The sequence below is a fragment of the Acinetobacter sp. YH12227 genome (assembly GCF_013417785.1).
GTDB lineage: Bacteria > Pseudomonadota > Gammaproteobacteria > Pseudomonadales > Moraxellaceae > Acinetobacter > Acinetobacter gandensis.
This window is the reverse complement of sequence record NZ_VPDH01000065.1, coordinates 1-21,317: the sequence shown is the minus strand read 5'-3', so window position 1 is coordinate 21,317 and position 21,317 is coordinate 1. Positions and strand designations below refer to the sequence as shown.

Sequence of the window (21,317 nt, the reverse complement as noted above, 5' to 3'; positions counted from 1 at the left end):
TGTTCAAATGGCTATTCTACGTTTGATTGGTTTTGGAAAAAAAGAAGAATTTAAGAAAGTGCTAGCAATTTTAAGAAAGAAAAAGCCTGATAGGACAAGGATCCTATGAAATTTGTCGTGTACAGAGCATAAAAATAAAATTTAGAATTAAAGCTAACGATGTGCTGAACAGGATACTGGTTGTATAAATAATAGAGATAAAGCCCTGCTAATGGAAAAGCAAAAATGAATCGTGCCAATGTTACGCCATAAGCGTCAACTGTATGACTCAACTGTTTTTGAAATGCATTACGCCAAGCCTGCATAAATGCAGCCATTAAAGTAAATAGTATCCAGCTCAGCGCCATAGTTTGTGTACGATCCAATAAGAAGCTGTAAATGTACTCCCATCAATGGAACATTACGAATCAGTTCAAAGAATTTAAGCTCAGATGTTTAGAAAATATTCTCTATATTATTTAACTAAAATTTCATGGAACATGTGCCGCAACCACTGATGGCTGGTTTTGTGATGGCACGACATGTGCCAATATTGTTTTACCCCATATGTCGGAAATGCGATTGGCGCATTAAATATTTTTAAATTGCCACGTGATAGCAAAACTTCACTGAGGTAATAAGGAACGGTAGCAATTGCATCTGTATCTTGTACCACCAGGCCCACACCCAGATAACTTGGCAAACGCATTAAAATGTCACGTTTTAAATCTAAATTAAGCAGCTCATTTTCAATATGGTAATGTCCCATCCCTGCATCAATATCAATATGTGATTCACTAATATACTGCTCTGTGGTAATTGTATCCCCCGTTAAACGCGGATGATCTTTGGCTGCAATCACCACATAATATTGTTCGAACAATTTCTGCTGATAGAAACCACTTTCTAAATGCGGTAAAAAACCAAGCGCCAGATCGATTTCACCATTGGCCATTTGATAGCTGGTTTCAGTGGTAATCGGACGAACATTTAAACGAATTTGTGGTGCATGTTTTTTTAAATATTGACTAATTTTAGGCAATAAAACCAGATGTGATACGTCAGTCATTGCCAAAGTAAATTGCTGATCCGACATGGATTGGTCAAAATCAATCGTAAAGTTATTAATTGCCTCAACTTTACTTAATGCTTCGCTCACCAATGGAAAAAGCTGACGAGACAACTCTGTAGGCACCATTTCATTGCCCATACGCAAAAATAATGGGTCGTTATAATGTTGTCGGATTTTGTTCAGAATATTACTGACCGTGGGCTGGCTCATTTGCAGATGATCTGCTGCCTGCGAGACATTTTTATACTTATAAACATGAAAAAAGATGCTTAAAAGTTTACAGTCGAGTTCAAACACGAATCCAATTTTCCTACATTTAAATTTCTAATACAGTCCCTGCATCATCGGCGTTCTTGTTATAAATGCCAATATCGAAATATTACTTTTAATGCAGATGAAACACCATAGTGTCTCAGTAATAGATGATATTTACTTTAATATACGCATCGATCTGCGCATAATGCATGCAGATTGTTTTAGGATGCATCATGTTTAAGAATAAAAAGTTGGTTTGTTTCGATTTGGACGGCACATTAATCGACTCCGTTGGTATTTGGAATCAGGTCGATGCAGCATTGATTCGACAATTATCCAGTCTAGATATCGAACATACTGAACTACAACGCCAACGCGACATTCAGCTTAAATTTTTTAGAGAATATACAGATCCCTACTTAGAATACTGCGGCTTTTTAAATGAAAAATATCACTTTAAATTAGACAAGGCTGAAGTCAAAGAACGTCGCTATGCGATTTCACGACATTTTTTAGATCATGTGGTCGAGCTGAAACCACAAGCAGATGTGCTATTACACCACTTAAAGCAGTTGCAAATTAAAACTGCGCTTACCACTACGACTAGTCTTTATAATGTGCAGCGTTATCAACAAAATAATACCCAAATTCATTCTAAGATCGATTTTCAGCAAGATTTTTCGCTCATGCTGACACGTGAAAATGTACAGAATATCAAACCGCATCCCGAAGTTTATTTAAAAGCCATTCAACATTTTGGATTAACAGCTGACGAATGTTTAATTATTGAAGATTCACTCATTGGTATTGAAGCTGCGAATCAAGCAGACATTGAAGTTGTCGCCATTTATGATCAATACTCGCAACATGAGCTAGCGCAAATTCAAGCCAAAGCGGATTATTTTGTACAAGACTTTGCAACATTAATTGATTATCTTCAGCGCTAAACTTTTAGCATGGCTTTTTCAATTTTAGATGCTAACAATAAGAAACTCAAGCTAAAGAAGCCCGAATTAATCGGGCTTCTTTATTTAAAAAATTAAATACTTAAGCTGATTTCATGCTGCCTGTTTCTTCAAATTTTGCATGCCAAGACAAGGCTTCTTGCAAAATATGCGGGGTTTGACCGCCACGCTCACACGCACGTTCAAAGTAACTGAGCAATGCTCCGCGATATTCAGGATGCGCACAAATTTCAATGACTTTAAGTGCACGCTCACGTGGAGATAAACCACGTAAATCTGCTAATCCTTGCTCAGTCACAAGCACATCCACATCATGTTCTGTATGATCGGTATGGCTCACCATTGGCACTACCGATGAAATTGCACCGCCTTTCGCCATCGATTTAGTAACGAAAATGGCAATATGCGCATGGCGAGTAAAGTCACCAGAACCACCAATACCGTTCATCATTTTGGTGCCGGTTACATGCGTTGAATTGACGTTACCGTATATATCAAACTCTAGCGCGGTATTAATCGCTATAATCCCCAAACGGCGGATAATCTCTGGATTATTTGAAAGCTCTTGTGGTCGCAACACGATTTTGTCTTTGTATTGATCGAAGTTATTCATCACATGCTGTGCACAAGGCTCAGATAAAGTCATTGAACAGCCTGAAGCAAATTTCATTTTGCCAGAATCAATCAATTGGAATGTACAGTCTTGGAGTACTTCAGAGTACATTTCCAGGTCATGGAAATTTGAGTGTTCAAATCCAGCAAAAACAGCATTAGAAATTGAGCCAACACCTGACTGAAGCGGTCCAAGATTTTCAGGTAAACGCCCTGCTGCAACCTCACCTTCAAAGAAGGTAATCAGATGCTGTGCAATCGCAAGTGTTTCAACATCAGGTTCATCCATTTTAAACTGGGTATCAGGCAAATCATTCAATACGATTGCTGAAATCTTTTCTGGACTCACGTGGATACCCAATGTACCAATACGATCACCCGCTTGGGTTAAAGGAATCGGCCCACGATTTGGACGAGCTTTAGGAACATAAATATCATGCACGCCTTCAAGCACAGGATTAATCGTGTTATCGATTTCAATAATCACATGATCAGCCATTTCAACGAAATTTGCTGAGTTACCACATGAACCTGTTGGAATGATTTGACCATCTTCAGTAATGGCAGTAGCTGCAATCACTGCAACATTAATACGCGGTAAATTATGATGACGAATGTTATCGGCCATTTCAGACAAGTGTTGATCGATATACATGACTTCGCCAGCATTAATGGCTTTACGCAGGCCTGGATCGGCTTGATATGGATATCGACGTTCAATCGCATGTGCTGCATTTAAACGGCCGTCAATACTATTTCCTAAACTTGCACCTGTTGCTAAGGTAATGCGTAAAGGATGCGAAACTACATGATCTGCTAATGCTAACGGTACTGTTTTGGCTTCACCTGCGCCACCAAAACCACTTAAACCTACAACTGAACCATCTTGAATTAATTCAATGGCTTGTTCAGCAGACATAACTTTGTCGCGAAGGGAGAGTAAGCGAATGCGATCTAAACCGTTCATAATCAAAATCTCAAAAATAACATCTCAAAATAAACATCTATAGGTCGCCATCCCAGCGAACTGAAATGGCTTTGTTATTGCTTATCTAAAAACTTAGTTATCTAAAAATGATAATTGAGGACAATTACGCAAGTTCAACCGCAATTGCAGTTGCTTCACCGCCACCAATACATAGTGCTGCAATACCTTTTTTACCGCCTGTGCGTTTAAGGGCATGGATCAGCGTCACAATAATACGCGAACCTGAAGAACCTAATGGGTGACCTAATGAACAAGCACCACCATTTACGTTTACTTTTGCTTCATCTAGGTTAAACCCATCAATTGCCAGCATCGTTACCATGGCAAATGCTTCATTCACTTCCCAAAGATCGACGTCTTTGGCATCCCAACCTGCTTTTTTCAACACTTTTTCAATTGCGCCAACTGGCGCAATAGTAAATTCAGATGGATGCTGTGAATTCGTAGCATAAGCCACTACTTTTGCAACAGGGTTTAAGCCACGTGCAACTGCAATTTCTTCAGAAGTCACTACCAATGCAGAAGCACCATCAGAAATTGAACTTGCATTCGCTGCAGTAATGGTGCCGTCCTTTTTGAACGCAGGGCGCAACGTCGGAATTTTTTCTGGTTTGGCATTTAATGGTTGTTCATCTGTATCAACAACCACCTCACCTTTACGTGATTTAACTGTAACTGGCACGATTTCATCTTTAAAGAAACCACCATTAATTGCAGTCACCGCTTTATTTAATGAGTTAATGGCAAAAGCATCTTGCTGTTCGCGTGTATAACCTTTCTTATCCGCCATTTCTTGAGCAAGAATACCCATCGATAAACCTGTTTCGGCATCTTCCAAACCTTCTTGGAACATGTGATCGGTTGTTTTACCATGCCCCATACGGTAACCGGCACGAGCTTTTTCTAAAAGGTATGGCGCATTTGACATCGACTCCATACCTCCAGCAACAACGATGTCTGCTGAACCTGCTTTAATCGCATCGGCAGCTTGCATCACGGCTTTCATACCTGAACCACAAATTTTGTTAATGGTGGTTGCACCTGTTGAGTCTGGTAAGCCAGCCAAACGCATTGCTTGACGTGCAGGGCCTTGTTTCAAGCCCGCTGGAAGTACACAACCAAAAATAACTTCGTCAATATCTGTTGGCTGTAAGCCAGCGCGCGCAACAACTTCTTTAATTGCTGCTGCACCTAATTCGGGAGCGGCACAAGATGAAAGTGAACCCTGAAAACCACCCATCGCTGTACGAACGCCATCTAAAATTACAATCATTTCTTATTTCATCCTGTTTTAAATCTTTTTTGACCCTGGAGGCATGACTGCCTCCACGATGTTTCCATCTTAATGCTTTAAAGTGTGCTTAGCCTACATTTAAAGGTATGAGGCTGAAGTAATAGTCTTAAGATTGAGCAGTAAAGTATTCTTCTGGAAGCTGCATTACTAGCTCAGAACCTGACTTGATACGTTGTGCACGCGCTGCAAGATCTGGCAATACTTTTTCGACATAGTAGTCTGCAAGAACCAATTTATTTTGGTAGAAGCTTTCAGTCTTTGCTGCCGCAGCTTTGCTGATACGGGCAAACATGTAGACGAAGCTGAGTAGCCCAACTGCGTGTAAATAATCTACTGCTACAGAACTTGTAAAGTCAGGTGTCGTTTTAGACTGTTCAACAATAAACTGAGTTAATGCTTCTACTTCATCAGAAACATGTAGTGCAGCAGACTTCACTTTTGAATCTGACATGGTTGCAGCAAATTCACGGATTTCAGTTAAGTATTCTGCAATAAATGCACCATTACACTTGGTGGTTTTACGACCAATTAAATCAATGGCTTGAACACCGTTGGTGCCTTCATAAATTTGTGAAATACGTAAGTCACGGATACATTGCTCCATACCCCATTCACGAATATAACCATGACCACCAAAGCACATTTGCGCTTCTAAAGTCGCCTGTAAAGCGGTATCCGTTAAGTACGCTTTGGCAATAGGTGTAAGCAATGCTACACGGTCATTGGCTTTCTTCACGGCAGCTTCATTTGTCGAGTATTTTGTAATGTCGAGTTGTTGACCCACGTAGACTGCAAATGCACGTGAAGCTTCATTGTTGGCACGTACATTTAATAACATACGACGCACATCACCATGCACCAAAATTGAGTCTGCTGGTTTTTCAGGAGATTGAGCACCTGTTGCAGAACGACCTTGTAAGCGGTCAGTCGCATATTGTGCTGCATTTTGATAAGCAAATTCTGCTGCACCAATACCTTGAATACCCATGGATAAACGTTCGTAGTTCATCATAACGAACATTGCAGCAAGGCCTTCGTTTTCTTTACCGACGATATAACCTTTCGCGCCATCAAAGTTCATCACACATGTCGCTGATCCTTTGATACCCATTTTGTGTTCAATCGAACCTGCTGAAACTGCATTGCGTTCACCCACTGAACCATCAGCATTCACATGGAATTTAGGCACAATAAACAGTGAAATACCACGTGAACCCGCAGGCGCATTCGGTGTTTTAGCCAATACTAAATGAATAATATTTTCACACAGGTCATGTTCACCACTGGTAATGAAGATTTTTGTACCTGTAATATTGAATGATCCGTCATCATTCGGCTCTGCTTTGGTTTTAATAATCCCTAGATCAGTACCTGAATGCGGTTCAGTCAAACACATCGTCCCTGACCATTCACCTGTATAGAATTTTGGTAAATACGTTTCTTTTTGCTCTTGGGAAGCACGGTCATTAATGGCCATACCCGCACCTACAGTCAGTAGTGGGTAAAGCATGAATGATGGGTTCGTACTCCAAATCATTTCATCAGCAAGAACAGTCAACATTTTCGGCATGTTTTGGCCGCCCCATTCTTCTGAAGCACCTAAACCCACCCAACCGCCTTCAGCGAATTGTTTGAATGCATCTTTAAAACCTGTCGGAGTCGTCACAACACCATTGTTAAACTGTGCACCACCTTCTTCATCGGCAGTACGGTTTAGATCAAGAATGACATTTTTTGAAAATTTAGCCATTTCTTCAAGAATGGCATTTGCTGTTGCCATATCAATATGAGCAAGATTTTCATTTGACTGCCAGAACTCATCCGCATTGAATACATCATTTAAGATGAAGTCCATGTCCTTTAACGGCGCATTGTATATTGGCATTGTACTTTCCTTTTCTACAGGCTTTGTCATGTACTTTGACAAAGTACTTTTTTAAAGTTGCATGCTCCCGCACTAAATAAAAAAATTATTTTGTGTGGAAATTCTTAAAAATCTGTTTATTCATTTGGGCACCGCTTTAGTCTGCAGATGTCCTGTTTTTACCGACTAGATGATTTCTATCATCTGGATTTGATCGCAGCATTTTTCTATTACAAATATATAAATTTGTTGAAGATATTAAACTCGTATATTGAATAAAATTAAAACCAAACATAATGATTACCCATAATCATGTTTAATCCAAGTTGTATAAATAAAATACCAACCATTACAGTTCAATTAAATGCTGCTTTTGTTGTAAAAGCGAAAAGACAATAAATTAAAAAAATAAAAAATGGAATTTTATTTAAAAAAAATGACCTCTAGGGTTCAGTTTTATTGACATTAAAACGCTGCTATGAATTGTTTATCTTTCACACAAATCACTAATATGTTTATTTTTAAGCCAATTTATGTCAAATTCGAGACCATAGTGGAATGTGAAAAAACACAGGTCTGGCATATGCTAGACCTGTTCTCTCTTCAAAAGTTTATGGAACAACCAACATGAGTTCAGTACGCCAACAAAATTTTATCCTGCGCAAGGAAAAAATTTTAGCCATGGCAGAAACCCTGCTATTGGATAATAATCAGGACATCACCTTAAGTGAGTTGGCCTGTGAACTGGATATTGCAAAAGGCACCATCTATAAACATTTTAAAAGTAAAAACCAATTATATTTAGAACTAATTATTTTAAATGAAAAAAGATTATTAGAAATTTCAAAAAAATATAATCACGATATTAAAACTTATGTTTCTCAATATATGCTTTATAATATGTTGAATTCAAATCGAACGATATTATTACATGTCATTGAAGAACGTCTAACCAATAATGAACGTAAACTCAAAGAACTATTTGAAGAGCTTTATCGTGTACGTGAAGAACGCATTATTGTAATTAAAGACATGACCAGTGATTATTTAAAATCACTTGATAGTGCAATGTCCATTCGAGATTATTTATCTTATATCTGGACTGTGACTTATGGTGCTTCACTTCTACTGAATTCGACACATTATCAAAAATCGATTGGTTCACGTGAACGCTTAATCAAACTGTATATTAACCAGGCCTTAATGACCCCAGACAAAATTTCTGCGGTATAAAGTCTGCTTACAACTCAAAGGGTTAGGTTACTCGTTAGCATCTATAAAAAAGCCAAACATGATGTTTGGCTTTTTACATTCACCTAATTAAATTATGCAGAAACTGGTGGAAAGCCATCTTCAGTTAATGCTGCAACAATTTGATCTTCTGCCAGCGTGGTTTCGACTTCTACCAATTTGCTTGCCACATCAATATTGACATTGGCATTGGCATCTAAATCTTTAATCGTTGCTGTCACGCTACGTGCACAACCACCGCAAGTCATATTTTCAATACGAAATTTCATCTTTATATCCTCTTTCAAATGCGATCGACCTAACTTAAAAGTTTGATTACTAGAAAGTTCGCGTCTGATCTTTCATTTCTCATGATTGAACATTTATGTATACACTTTAAAGCTTGCCATGATGGTAAGGTCAAGCGCGGATTTAGCTTATAGATAAGCAAGTATTTGTAGCTATACCTATTTGTGCTGACAGCAATTAACAACACCTTTTTCAATCTGATTCAAAATATTGCATTCTGCCTGCTCATTACCGGCACAGCCATCTACAGAGTTCTGTAAAATTTGTACCATCGCTTGTAGATCTGCAATTTTCTGATTTAAAGTTTCAATATGCTTTAAAGCAAGTTGCTTAACTTCCGCACTTTGACGGTCGGTATTTTTCCAAAGCCCCAATAACTCTTTCATTTGCTCGGAAGAAAAGCCCAAATCACGTGCATGACGTAAAAAGCTCAAGGTTTTCACATCAGCTTCGCTATACACCCGATAACCCGCATCTGTACGTTGTGCACTATTGAGTAGCCCAATACTTTCATAATAGCGGATCATCTTGGCGGAAATCCCAGACGACTTTGCAGCTTGTCCAATATTCATCTTAAGACTCCTTAAATATAGGGCCTTGAAAGGCTTTTAAACGTAACGCATTTGAAACCACAAAGACTGATGATAATGCCATCGCACCTGCGGCAAACATTGGTGACAGTAAAACACCAAAGAATGGATACAACACACCTGCGGCAACAGGAATGAGTGCGGCATTATAAACAAAGGCCCAAAATAGATTTTGCCGAATGTTATTCATGGTCGCAGTACTCAGTGCAATTGCTGTTGGCACCATTTGTAAGTTACCCGACATTAACACCACATCAGCCGCTTCAATCGCCACGTCTGTACCTGTTCCAATCGCCATCCCAACATCGGCTTGTGCCAAGGCAGGTGCATCATTAATACCATCTCCGACAAAACACACTACTCCATGTTCTTGCTGTAGTTGCTGTACAGATTGCACCTTTTGCTCAGGCATCACTTCTGCAATCACATGATCAATTTTCAATTGCTTTGCAATAGCCGCAGCCGTGTGTCGGTTATCACCGGTAATCATCGCAACTTTTAAGCCCAAATCATGTAAAGCTTGAATTGCTGAATAGGTCGAGCTTTTTATTGGATCAGCGACCGCAACAATCGCGGCAAGTTGTTGATCAATAGACACATACAATGGTGTCTTACCTTCTGTACCCATAATTTCAGCTTGTGCTGCAAATACCGTAGTATCTAAGCCCATTTTTTGCATCAAATGATCGGCACCAATAAAGAGTTGTTGACCATTCACTAATGCTTGAATACCTGCGCCTGTCACCGAGTCAAAATTTTCTACTTCAAGCAGTTGTATATTCATATCCTGCGCGGCTTGAACAATGGCATAGGCAATAGGATGTTCCGACTTGGCTTCAACGGATGCAAGCATCTGAAACACCTGATCCTTATTAAAACCCGTAGTCACCTCAAAATCAGTCAGCGTTGGCTTGCCTTCAGTTAAAGTTCCAGTTTTATCCACGGCAACCACTTGGGTGTTTTTAAGCTGTTGTAAGGCTTCACCTTTACGAAACAGCACACCCAACTCTGCACCACGACCTGTCCCAACCATAATCGAGGTTGGTGTTGCCAAACCCATCGCACATGGACACGCAATAATCAGTACCGCAACTGCATTGACTAATGCATAAGTCAAACTTGGTTCAGGGCCAACAAAGTACCAAATGAGGAAAGTCACCAAGGCAAGTGACATCACCACAGGAACAAACCATAACGTGACTTTGTCGACTAAGGCCTGAATCGGTAATTTTGAACCTTGTGCCTGTTCCACCATATGAATAATTTGCGCCAAGACAGAATCTTGTCCAACTGCGGTGGCTTTAATTTTCAGATGCCCATTTTGATTAATCGTGCCACCCACAACCTGATCACCCACTTGTTTTGCTACAGGTAGAGGCTCACCACTGATCATGGATTCATCAATATAACTGCTACCAGCAACTACTTCACCATCTACAGGGCAACGTTCACCTGGACGAATTTCAATCAACATACCACTTTGTACATCAGCAATAGGCATATCTACAATACTACTCGATTGCTCAACGCGTGCCGTTTTTGGTTGCATACCGACTAAATACTGAATGGCCTGTGAAGTTTTTCCTTTGGCTTTGGCTTCCATAAAGCGACCCAGCAATATTAAAGCAACAATTACGGCAGCTGCTTCAAAGTAAACATGCACGGTGCCTTGCGGTAATAATTGCGGTGCAAACGTTGCGACACATGAAAAACTAAACGCAGCCAACGTACCCACAGCAACCAAAGAGTTCATGTCGGGTGCGAGTCGTGTCAAGGCTGGAATGCCATGTTGATAAAAACGACGCCCCGGAAATATCAACACTAAAGTGGTCAAGACAAATTGAATGTACCAACTATTTTGCGTACCCAAATTATGTGCAATAAAATGATGGAATGCCGGAATCATATGAGATCCCATTTCCAGAATAAACACAGGAACAGCTAGTACCAAAGCAATAATCAAATCACGCTTTAATAGTCGAGCTTCATCGGCTTTCTTTTCAGCCAACGATGGTTGCTGCTCCGTTACCAATGTTGCTTCATAACCGGCTTTTTTTACCGCAGCAACCAGTTGCTGTGTTTGACTTGCAGGGGCTTGAATAAAGGCTTTTTCATTAGCTAAATTCACTGTAGCGTGGCTTACACCACCAACTGCCTTTAGTGCTTTTTCTACACGCGCTACGCAGGATGCACAGGTCATACCCTCAATATTCAATTCAATATTGGGCTGAGCAATTTGAAATCCTGCTTTTTCAACGGACTTGACCAACTCAGTAGTGTGTACTGTTTCTAAAGCAGTTACGGTGGCTTTTTCGGTGGCTAAATTGACCTTGGCATCAATAACTTCGGGTACTTTTTTTAAAGCTTTTTCTACCCGCGACACACAAGAAGCACAGGTCATGCCTTCAATATTTAACTCAATTTGTTTTTGCGCCACACCAAAGCCTGCTTTTTCCACCGCTTGAATGAAAGCAGGATAATCTAGTGGTAGCTGACTTTGAATTTGCGCTGTTTCAGTGGCTAAATTGACTTCAGCATTGCTCACACCATCGACTTTTTTTAAAGCTTTTTCTACACGTGCCACACATGAAGCACAGGTCATTCCTTCTATGGCAAGTTTGCCTTCAAAAAGTTTATTTTCTGTTGAATCATTCATGACAACACCCTAATGATATTTATCTGTTCTATGCATAGCTTAAACATTACTATTATGGCAAGGTCAAGGTTTTTTAATGCGTCATTTTCCTTTTTTAATACCGACAGACATGAAAGTGTGTTATTGAAAAAAATCAACGACTACAAAAGCATAATCAATAAAATTGAATAATGATTATTCATTTAGTTATTTTTCTTACATTAATTCTATACATTGTCTCGTATTTCAGTAAGATAGAAATTCGTGACCACCAAACGATATTCCTATTTTTCGCATGTACAAACTGTCGAACCTGTGCTTGAACTGCGCCTATTTGTTTGCTTTTTTATTTTTATTACTAAGTTGGAGTCTAGATCACATTGACGTCTGGCTCACTCAAGTTGTGATTCCAGCTGTCACGGTCTGTGTACTTCTGGGCTTTCTTTTTAAATACATTGCAACAACGTTTGGATATAAATCAGCTGAAACAAAAAAGCCAAATGCGTCTTTAAACGATAAGGTATCTATAAAAAATAAAGACCTGACTTTAAATGACGAAACACATATGAAAAAAACATCGCTGTTAAATAATCAGGACAATGATGCAGCCTAGCAAAATCTACCTTTGCAATATAAAAAGCCCATTCTACTGAATGGGCTTTTTAATCTTATTCAAACAATTAGTCAGCACTAATATCTTCAAATAACACAGAAGAAAGATAGCGTTCGCCGCCATCCGGTAAGATCACGACAATCGTTTTGCCTGCATTTTCAGGACGTGCAGCCAATTTTGCTGCAGCAGCCATTGCTGCACCACTTGAAATACCGACTAAAATACCTTCTTGAGTTGCCGTTTTACGCGCCCACTCAATTGCTTCAGTACTTTCAATGCCCATGACTTCATCTACAAGCTCAAGGTCTAAGTTACCCGGAATGAAGTTTGCACCAATTCCTTGGATTTTATGTGGTCCAGGTGTCAAAGTTTCACCTTTTTTCGCTTGTGCAATAATTGGTGATTCTGCTGGTTCAACAGCTACAGAGTAGATTGGCTGATTTTTCACTTTTTCAAAGAAACTTGAAATCCCTGAAATCGTACCACCAGTTCCTACACCTGAAACTAAAATATCGACTTTACCGCCAGTTGCATCCCAAATTTCTGGGCCTGTGGTTTGTTCATGAATTTTAGGGTTCGCTGGGTTTTCAAATTGTTGTGGCAAGTAATATGTTTCTGGATGCTCTGCAACTAGGCGCTGCGCTTCCTCAACCGCCCCTTTCATGCCTTTAGCAGGTTCAGTTAATACTAGGTTTGCACCAAATGATTTCAGCACTTTACGGCGTTCAATACTCATGCTTGCAGGCATAGTAAGAGTAATATCATAACCTTTCGCTGCAGCAACAAAAGCTAATGCAATACCTGTATTACCACTCGTTGGCTCAACTATATGCATGCCTGCTTTAAGCAAACCTTTAGCTTCTGCATCGGCAATTAAAGCGGCTCCTACACGACATTTTACTGAAAATGCAGGGTTACGACTTTCAACTTTTGCAAGAACCGTTGCTGCAGATTGAATGGCACGGTTAATGCGCACTAAAGGTGTATTACCAATAGCTTCTGCATTGTTGCTATAAACCGCGATACCTAAATTGCTAGGCACTGGAAATGATGAATCTGTACTCATGAGTATATTCCCTGATGTATTTGTATTTTAAACGACCTTTAGATCATACAACCATTTTTCAACTGTGCATGTCTTTTTAGGCTAAAGTACTCTATATAGGAGTATTTTTTGTTAATTTGCACTAAAATCAAGCAATAAGCTTAATTGATGAACTAAAAGATAACATATAAATATTATTGATACTTATTTTCACTAAAAACCATAGAAATTGTTTTATTTATTCAATGTATTAAACAGCGATATCCGTATACTTGAACTGTTGTTAATCCTATGGACCTTCCCAATGAATACCGATCTGGAAATCACCTCAATGCGTGATTCTGCCGAATTAGTCGTGGGCGTTTTAAAGTCGCTAGCCAATACGGATCGTTTACTTATTTTATGTCATCTGGCACAGCAAGAATTAAATGTGTCTCAGATTGAACAAATTACCGATATTAAGCAGCCGACCCTATCACAGCAGTTAATGATGTTGCGTAAAAGTGATGTGGTGACCACGCGTCGTGATGGTAAGCAAATTTATTACTCAATTAAAGATGCCAATTTGGTTGAAGTATTAAATACGTTGTATCAATTATATTGTCACCCTTCATTAAAGCATTAAATTTTAACGCTTTAATTACTAAATGCTGTTCCTGTACCAATAAAAAACTAAAACAGTGAATAGCATTTTATCCATTCAGATTCTAAAGAGTTCCGAATAATTCAAATCAACAATATCAATTGATTGTCTTAATCTTTCACCTATACAACAACCATATGTAAAATTTAAACAACACAAACTTAACAAGCTAAAGACTTCTTAGCACTTTTTATGCATAATATATACGAAATTGTGATTTAGAATTTTATATGTCAGATTTAAACCACCGTGTACTTGATTTTCTACCCGCTTGGGCATGGCTAAAAGCTTACACACCTGTCAAATTTAAATCTGATGTATTGGCTTCCTTGATTGTGATCGCCATGTTAGTTCCTCAAGGGATGGCCTATGCCATGCTTGCTGGTTTACCTCCGATTATGGGTTTGTATGCCAGCATCCTCCCGATGATTATTTATGCCTTCATTGGTGGAAGTTCAACTTTATCCATTGGGCCTGTGGCCATTATTTCGATGATGACCTTTGCGACTTTGAACCCTCTGTTTGAAGTCGGTTCTCCTGTTTATATTGAAGCTGCAACCTTACTGGCATTAATGGTGGGTCTAATTTCATTACTATTGGGGCTACTACGTTTTGGCTTTTTAATTCAGCTCATTAGTCACCCAGTAATCAAGAGCTTTATTATTGCCTCAGCTTTACTGATTGCATTAGGTCAATTTAAGTTTTTGGTCAATGTGCCATTAAAGGCCAATAACATCGCTGAATTTATAATTTCATTATGGCAGTACTTGCGTTTTAGCCATATCAACTCGTTGCTCTTTGGTATTTTAGCGATCATTTTTTTAGTGTACGCCCCTAAAATTTTGGCATCACAGGCGATACAGTCACGTCTTGGTTCAACTGCATTTTTATCGAAAGCACTGCCCCTGATTTTAGTCGTTATCTCCATTGCCAGTGTGATGTATTTTAATTTACAAGATGCAGGCATTAAAACGGTAGGAGAAATTCCATCTGGATTTCCTCCTCTAAGCTTTCCGCATTGGAACTGGGAATTAGTCAAAACTCTCATACCCGGCGCAAGCATGATCGCCATGATTAGCTTTGTAGAATCCTTATCCATTGCTCAAGCGACTGCGTTACAACAACGAAGTAATTTAAATAGTAATCAAGAATTAATTGCCCTTGGTTTAGCCAATTTAAGCGCGGGTGTGAGTTCTGCATTTCCCGTAACGGGTAGTTTGTCTCGAACAGTGGTGAATGCCGATGCCGGTGCAAAAACGCCAATGGCCGGTATTTTATCATCATTATTAATTATTTTAGTCAGCTTATATTTCACGGGATTTTTTCGTGATTTACCTTTAGTGATCCTTGCTGCCACCATTATTGTTTCTATATGGAAATTAGTTGACTTTAAACCTTTTTTAGATACATGGCGCTATTCAAAAGCCGATGGTATTGCGATGTGGGTGACTTTTTTTGGCGTGGTTTGTATCGACATTTCGACAGGTTTGATTATCGGGATTGTGTCGACATTCATCCTGATGCTGTGGCGGATTAGCCGTCCTCATATTGCAGTCATTGGTTTGGTGGAAGGCACACAACATTTTAGAAATATTCAGCGTCATCATGTCTATACGGCACCACATATTTTATCTATGCGTATTGATGAAAACCTTACTTTTTTAAATGCCAATACCTTAAAAGGCTTCCTCATTAATGAAGTGAGTCAAAATGAAAAATTGGAGCATGTCATCATTAACTGCTCAAGCGTCAGTTCAATTGATTTAAGTGCTTTAGAAATGTTGGAAGATTTAAATGCCGAGCTTTCAAAACTCAATATTCGACTACATTTTTCAGAAATTAAAGGCCCAGTTATGGACAAATTGCAGCATTCAAAACTGTTAAAACACTTGAGTGGGCAAGCATTTCTCACACATTATCAAGCCATTCAGGAGTTAGATGCATCTCATACTGAATACCAAATTTAAACTTTTTCATGCTTATTATTTAGTCAACTTTAATTTATAAGTTATGAGCATATTTATAAAATTGATTTAAAATATAAAAATTGACTTTATAAAACAATGTTTTATTTTTAAATAAAATTATTTTTTAAGCATTCCACATTTTCGTATAAAATATGTGGCTAATTTTCATCAATTTGTCATAGTAATTCTGACAAGGCTCCCCTATGTTTTCAGCATTTACACGCTTGAGTTTAGTAACCCGAATTATCATCGCCATTATTTTAGGTGTATTGGTTGCTGTTGTTGCTCCTGGCGTTGCACCATATTTAAGTTTGCTTGGTGATTTATTCATTAAGGCATTGAAATCCGTAGCACCAATACTCGTATTTGTACTTGTGCTGTCATCCATTGCAAATTTCAAAGTTGGTAGCAGCAATGCATACATTAAACCAATTATGTTGATGTATGCTTTGGGCATGTTCTTTGCTGCACTCAGCGCAGTGATTGCAAGTATTTTTTTCCCAAGTACATTAATCCTTGATGTTGCTGCAGAAAATCTTGTTCCACCAGGCAGTCTTGCTGAAATTTTGAAAAACTTATTATTAAGTTTTGTGGCAAACCCTGTCACTGCTATTTCTGAAGCAAATTTCATTGGTATTTTGGCTTGGGCTGTTGCCTTAGGTATCGCATTCCGTCACGCATCGGACACGACGAAATCATTTTTATCTGATGCAGCTGAAGCGGTCAATAAAGTTATCCGTTTAGTAATTAACTTTGCTCCAATTGGTATTTTCGGTTTGGTTGCAGTTACCTTTGCAGATTCAGGTCTGAAAACACTGGTTAGCTACGCTCACCTATTGGCTGTGTTAATTGGCACTATGTTCTTTGTAGCATTGGTCATTAACCCAATGATGGTGGCGTTTATGACACGCTCAAATCCGTTCCCATTGGTATTCCAATGTTTACGTGAAAGTGGTATCACTGCCTTCTTTACACGTAGCTCTGCTGCCAACATTCCTGTGAACTTAGACCTTGCGAAGCGTCTAGGTGTACCTGAATCTACCGCAAGTGTTGCGATTCCTTTAGGTGCTGCGATCAACATGGCTGGTGCGTCAGTTACGATTACTGTTTTAACACTTGCTACAGTTAATACTTTAGGTATTTCTGTTGATTTCACAACGATGTTGATTTTATCTGTGGTCGCAACTGTGTCCTCTTGTGGTGCTTCTGGTGTTGCTGGTGGTTCATTGCTATTAATTCCAGTTGCATGTGGTTTGTTTGGTATTTCAAGCGATATCGCTATGCAAGTTGTTGCCATTGGTATGGTAATCAGTGTGCTACAAGACTCAACTGAAACTGCATTAAACTCTTCGACTGACGTATTATTTACTGCTGCAGTTGATCGTGGTTTAAGATAATATCCTGATATTGGATATATTTAAGGCGAAATTATGCCTTTTCAAACTTTACCGTTGTGGATACAACTCGGGGCTTTTTTTCTTGCAGTCAATGCGGGAATGATTAATGTACTCGGACTGGTGACCGTTTTACACCAGTCCGTTTCACACATGACTGGTAATGTCAGCATGTTGGCTATGGCGATCCTCGATTGGCAGCCTGCCACCATCATGTATTTAATACTGGTCTTAATGTGTTATGTAATCGGTTCATTTTATAGTGGGCTGATACTTGGAAATAGTCACTTCAGCTTAACACGCCGTTATGGTGTGCCTCTAAGCTTGGTGGCTTTTTTTATTGTCCTGTGTTGGCTACTTCTGCCCTTTTTCCCACGTTATGCATTACTGTGGGCATGTGTGGCAATGGGTGTACAAAATGCAATGGTCAGCCACTATAAAGGCACAATTATTCGCACCACACATCTATCGGGTGTACTGACAGATCTAGGTTTAGCTTTAGGTTATAAAGCACGCGGTTTAGAAGTCGAATCTAAGCGCGTCATTTTGCACTTACTCATTTTAATTGGATTTATTGTCGGCGGGTTACTTGCCAGTTGGCTTTATCCTTATTTAAAATTAAACGCATTCCTTATCCCTGCCGCATTAAGTTTAATCATGAGTGTGGTGTATTGGGTCATCTATTTTCATTATCGACATATACACGATTAGTTGGAACGTATTATGGTTAAAAATGCATTACAGGCTCAATTGCTTAAAGCAGGTCTGGTCGATAATAAAAAGGCAAAAAAATTGTCTAAACAAGCTGTACATGAAAAACGTACAGGTGAAAGCAATGAAGCTGAAATCAAAGCGAAAATCGAACAAGATCAGCAGCAAAAAATGGCAAAAGATCATGCCTTAGAGCAAGGTCGTAAAGCAGTTTTGCAAGAAAAAGAATTGAAAGCTGCCATCATGCAAATGATCAATCAGCACAAAATTCGCGATACCGATGGTGAGTCAACGTATCAATTCATTGATGATAGTAAAATCAAAAAAGTCTACATTAATCAGCAAATTTACAACGCGCTGGTTGCAGGTAGTCTTGTTATTGCACGTGAAAATAGTAGTTATGCTTTTTTACCAAAACCACTTGCAGATCGTATCAATGCGAAAATGGAAGGCTTTATCATTGTTAATAATTCAGAAAACAATGAACAAACAACGGATGAAGAAGATCCGTATGCAGCGTACGTCATTCCTGATGATTTAATGTGGTAATTTGCGATAATTTTCTTTAAATCAAATAAAAAGCTCCTTTCATAGGAGCTTTTTATTGTGTATTGAACGATGAGTTTAATTTAAAACTTCAGTGAGAAAATCCTGCAATATAACTTGAACGTCTGTAGATGATTGATCATCTAAAGCATTATTTAAATAAGACGGCCATTCGTCCAAATTATAAATTACAGTATTTAAAAATTTTGCACTTGGGATATCTTGTAGATGTTTTTTTGCCTCAATAATCTCTTCAGCGTCTGTCCCAATCGGTATTTTATTTAATACAATATAAATCTGTAATCCTGTATTAAATTGCTTTATCGCAATAGCCAAAGCTAACATCTCTTGGACTAACCGCGTATCTTGCTCCGTCAAACCTGTTGGAATAATTATTTTATTCGCATGTTTTAATACCGATCTTAGCGCATTGGAATCATGTCCATGAATATCAACAACAATATTGGCATAGTGGTTTTTCAAATGTTGAATACGTAAATCTAATGTATTGCTATCACTTTCTACTACATTGATATGTTCAAAACCGAGATGATTATTCTGTTGCATTGCCCACTCGTAATTGGCAGAACTTAGATCAGCATCCAATAGAATCGTCTTATTTAAAATTGATAAAGCCTGACTCAAATATTGCGCAATCGTTGTTTTTCCTGAGCCTCGTTTTAAACTTGTTACGACATAAATCCCCATAGTGTTCCCCTAAAGAACCAAATAAAAAAATTGAGTGAGAATTATTAATTATTATTTATTCACTCTTTTTTTATGATATTAAAATAAATTGATAGAAATGAATTTCAAACTTTGACTGTTAATTCATCGATATGGCTTTAAATTTGTTGAAACAACTATTTTCAAATATTGATCTTAGATTGGGTCACTTAGTTGTAATTATATGAATGACAAATGTAGCCAATCCGTAAAATTTGATTGTATAAATTTGCATATAAAATCTTCAATATTAGAATCTTATCAATTAATCAGTTTACACATTTAACGTTATTCAAATTTAAAGAAGGGTTATTTTGGAAAAATTTCAGTTTATACAAAATATTCAAGATTGGTCAGATCAATATCCATGGCTAGAAATGCTGAGTTCGCTTGGACTGGTATTAATTTTTGCCATTCTTGCAAACTTTATTGCCAAACAAATTGTTGTACGTGGTATTCGTAAATTGGTCTCAAAAATGACCTTTAGTCATAGCCAAATTTTGTCAGAACATAGTGTGATCAAACGCTTTGCCAATATTGTGCCCGCTATTGTGATATTGAATGGCATCACAACCGTTCCACATTTGTCGGATAAAGTTGAAACGGTAATTCAAATGGCCTGCCAAGCCTTTATTTTTCTAACCATTGCACTAGCAATCTCAGAATTACTCAATATTTTTAACCTGATTTACCAACGAAATCCGAAGTCTAGAAATAAGCCGATTAAAGGATATCTACAACTGGTCAAATTAATCATTTATATCGTATGTGGTTTGATGATTTTAGGTACTTTCTTGAAAAAGGACGTATTTACTTTATTGGCTGGTTTTGGTGCTATGGCCGCGGTATTAATGCTGGTCTTTCAAAATACAATTTTATCCTTGGTGGCATCCGTTCAAATTTCATCCTATGACATGGTGCGTATAGGTGACTGGATTGAGATGCCTTCTTTAAATGCGGATGGCGATGTCATTGATATGTCATTACATACTATTACGGTACAGAACTTTGATAAGACTTTCACCACAATTCCAACCAATAAATTGGTGACAGATACTTTTAAAAATTGGCGTGGTATGGCACAAGCTGGGGTGCGTCGAATTAAACGCTCAATTTATATTGACCAAAGCTCAGTACATTTTATGACACAAGACGAGCAAAATAAGCTCAAGGATTTTTTATTACTCGACCAATATCTAGACACAAAACACGAAGAGTTGGCTCATTTCAATCAGCAACTTTCAAATCAATCGCAATATAATCAAAGACGTTTAACCAACTTAGGGACTTTTCGGGCCTATGTTGAGTTTTACTTAAAACAACATTCAGGCATTGCTCAGCACCAAACCATCTTGGTTCGCCAATTACAAAGTACCAGTCAAGGTCTACCGCTGGAAATTTATGCCTTTAGCAATACTATTGCATGGAAGGACTATGAAGCAATTCAATCGGATATTTTTGATCACCTCATTGCGATTATTCCTGAATTCGGCTTAAGTGTGTATCAAGCGCCTTCTGGTTCGGATTTTAAACAAATAAACCAATGGTCTGAATCGAGTCAACAGCCTTAATCTAAGGCTGTTCGTTTTCAAAAAAATTTAACAAATTGAATGAATATTCATTTTTCATGATTGATTGAACAATTTTGTTTTATATTCTTAATGTCTAGATTCATGCGCTATTTCTCACATTCATCTAAAAATCAAAAATATTTCAGCTAAAACTGTATACAAAAATGGTGTATTTTATATATTATAGGACTTACGCATTGACGGATTCAAAAAAGTATTAAAATACTTTATAAAGTATCTGTGATCAGACGAATTAAACATGCTTCTACAGCAACTTGTACATTACCCATTTATATGGGCTTTCTCAT

Annotated in this window: 17 protein-coding genes and 1 pseudogene; 8 read left to right on the top strand and 10 right to left on the bottom strand. The window is 38.2% G+C overall.

Going from position 1 to position 21,317, the window contains the following annotated elements; genetic code table 11:
- Positions 1 to 122: 122 nt before the first annotated feature.
- Positions 123 to 347 (bottom strand): annotated as a pseudogene (locus tag FTV09_RS18135) (multidrug transporter); the annotation flags it as partial.
- A gap of 107 nt (positions 348 to 454) precedes the next feature.
- Positions 455 to 1,348 carry a LysR substrate-binding domain-containing protein gene (locus tag FTV09_RS13530; RefSeq protein WP_067766597.1) on the bottom strand — a complete coding sequence of 298 codons (894 nt, stop codon included), beginning with the start codon at positions 1,346 to 1,348 and terminating at the stop codon, positions 455 to 457.
- 191 nt (positions 1,349 to 1,539) lie between these two features.
- Between FTV09_RS13530 and FTV09_RS13525 the strand changes: the two genes are divergently transcribed.
- The gene (locus FTV09_RS13525) at positions 1,540 to 2,253 is read left to right on the top strand and encodes an HAD family phosphatase (RefSeq protein ID WP_180058630.1); all 714 of its coding nucleotides are present in this window, start codon (positions 1,540 to 1,542) and stop codon (positions 2,251 to 2,253) included.
- Between the two features lie 100 nt (positions 2,254 to 2,353).
- Here FTV09_RS13525 and FTV09_RS13520 read toward each other — a convergent pair whose 3' ends face one another.
- The 3 genes from FTV09_RS13520 to FTV09_RS13510 form a co-directional block, all read right to left on the bottom strand.
- Positions 2,354 to 3,850: a succinate CoA transferase gene (locus FTV09_RS13520; RefSeq protein WP_180058629.1), complete on the bottom strand. Its 1,497-nt coding sequence runs from the start codon at positions 3,848 to 3,850 to the stop codon at positions 2,354 to 2,356.
- A gap of 124 nt (positions 3,851 to 3,974) precedes the next feature.
- Positions 3,975 to 5,144 (bottom strand): thiolase family protein, encoded by a 1,170-nt coding sequence (locus FTV09_RS13515; RefSeq protein ID WP_067766592.1) that lies wholly within the window; start codon positions 5,142 to 5,144, stop codon positions 3,975 to 3,977.
- 127 nt (positions 5,145 to 5,271) lie between these two features.
- A complete protein-coding gene (locus FTV09_RS13510; protein ID WP_180058628.1) occupies positions 5,272 to 7,050 on the bottom strand; it encodes an acyl-CoA dehydrogenase C-terminal domain-containing protein in 1,779 nt (592 codons plus the stop codon).
- Between the two features lie 606 nt (positions 7,051 to 7,656).
- On the opposite strand from FTV09_RS13510, the gene FTV09_RS13505 reads away from it, so the two are divergent.
- On the top strand, positions 7,657 to 8,262 hold the full coding sequence (locus FTV09_RS13505; RefSeq protein ID WP_067766586.1) for a TetR/AcrR family transcriptional regulator: 606 nt from the start codon (positions 7,657 to 7,659) through the stop codon (positions 8,260 to 8,262).
- Between the two features lie 92 nt (positions 8,263 to 8,354).
- Here FTV09_RS13505 and FTV09_RS13500 read toward each other — a convergent pair whose 3' ends face one another.
- The 4 genes from FTV09_RS13500 to cysK all read right to left on the bottom strand — a co-directional run bounded on the left by FTV09_RS13500 (position 8,355) and on the right by cysK (position 13,472).
- Positions 8,355 to 8,549 (bottom strand): heavy-metal-associated domain-containing protein, encoded by a 195-nt coding sequence (locus FTV09_RS13500; RefSeq protein ID WP_180058627.1) that lies wholly within the window; start codon positions 8,547 to 8,549, stop codon positions 8,355 to 8,357.
- Between the two features lie 177 nt (positions 8,550 to 8,726).
- Complete coding sequence (gene cueR, locus FTV09_RS13495) at positions 8,727 to 9,140, bottom strand: Cu(I)-responsive transcriptional regulator (protein WP_180058626.1); 414 nt, start codon at positions 9,138 to 9,140, stop codon at positions 8,727 to 8,729.
- Between the two features lies 1 nt (position 9,141).
- Positions 9,142 to 11,814, bottom strand: coding sequence for a heavy metal translocating P-type ATPase (locus FTV09_RS13490; protein ID WP_180058625.1), 2,673 nt, complete (start codon positions 11,812 to 11,814; stop codon positions 9,142 to 9,144).
- 659 nt (positions 11,815 to 12,473) lie between these two features.
- Positions 12,474 to 13,472: a cysteine synthase A gene (cysK, locus tag FTV09_RS13485; RefSeq protein ID WP_067766571.1), complete on the bottom strand. Its 999-nt coding sequence runs from the start codon at positions 13,470 to 13,472 to the stop codon at positions 12,474 to 12,476.
- A 283-nt stretch (positions 13,473 to 13,755) separates the two neighbouring features.
- On the opposite strand from cysK, the gene FTV09_RS13480 reads away from it, so the two are divergent.
- From FTV09_RS13480 to FTV09_RS13460, 5 genes are all read left to right on the top strand, one after another.
- A complete protein-coding gene (locus FTV09_RS13480; RefSeq protein ID WP_067766567.1) occupies positions 13,756 to 14,076 on the top strand; it encodes a helix-turn-helix transcriptional regulator in 321 nt (106 codons plus the stop codon).
- Between the two features lie 248 nt (positions 14,077 to 14,324).
- Entirely contained in the window at positions 14,325 to 16,061 is a 1,737-nt protein-coding gene (locus FTV09_RS13475) for a SulP family inorganic anion transporter (RefSeq protein WP_067766564.1), read from the top strand.
- Positions 16,062 to 16,264: 203 nt separating this feature from the next.
- Entirely contained in the window at positions 16,265 to 17,458 is a 1,194-nt protein-coding gene (sstT, locus tag FTV09_RS13470) for a serine/threonine transporter SstT (protein ID WP_067766561.1), read from the top strand.
- A gap of 33 nt (positions 17,459 to 17,491) precedes the next feature.
- On the top strand, positions 17,492 to 18,166 hold the full coding sequence (locus FTV09_RS13465) for a YoaK family protein (protein WP_180058624.1): 675 nt from the start codon (positions 17,492 to 17,494) through the stop codon (positions 18,164 to 18,166).
- A gap of 12 nt (positions 18,167 to 18,178) precedes the next feature.
- Positions 18,179 to 18,715, top strand: a complete 537-nt coding sequence (locus tag FTV09_RS13460; RefSeq protein ID WP_180058623.1) for a DUF2058 domain-containing protein — start codon at positions 18,179 to 18,181, stop codon at positions 18,713 to 18,715.
- A gap of 75 nt (positions 18,716 to 18,790) precedes the next feature.
- Here FTV09_RS13460 and FTV09_RS13455 read toward each other — a convergent pair whose 3' ends face one another.
- A complete protein-coding gene (locus tag FTV09_RS13455; protein ID WP_067766553.1) occupies positions 18,791 to 19,420 on the bottom strand; it encodes a hypothetical protein in 630 nt (209 codons plus the stop codon).
- A gap of 332 nt (positions 19,421 to 19,752) precedes the next feature.
- Here FTV09_RS13455 and FTV09_RS13450 point away from each other — a divergent pair, with 332 nt between their 5' ends.
- Positions 19,753 to 21,009 (top strand): mechanosensitive ion channel family protein, encoded by a 1,257-nt coding sequence (locus tag FTV09_RS13450; RefSeq protein ID WP_067766550.1) that lies wholly within the window; start codon positions 19,753 to 19,755, stop codon positions 21,007 to 21,009.
- The last annotated feature ends 308 nt before the right edge of the window (positions 21,010 to 21,317 follow it).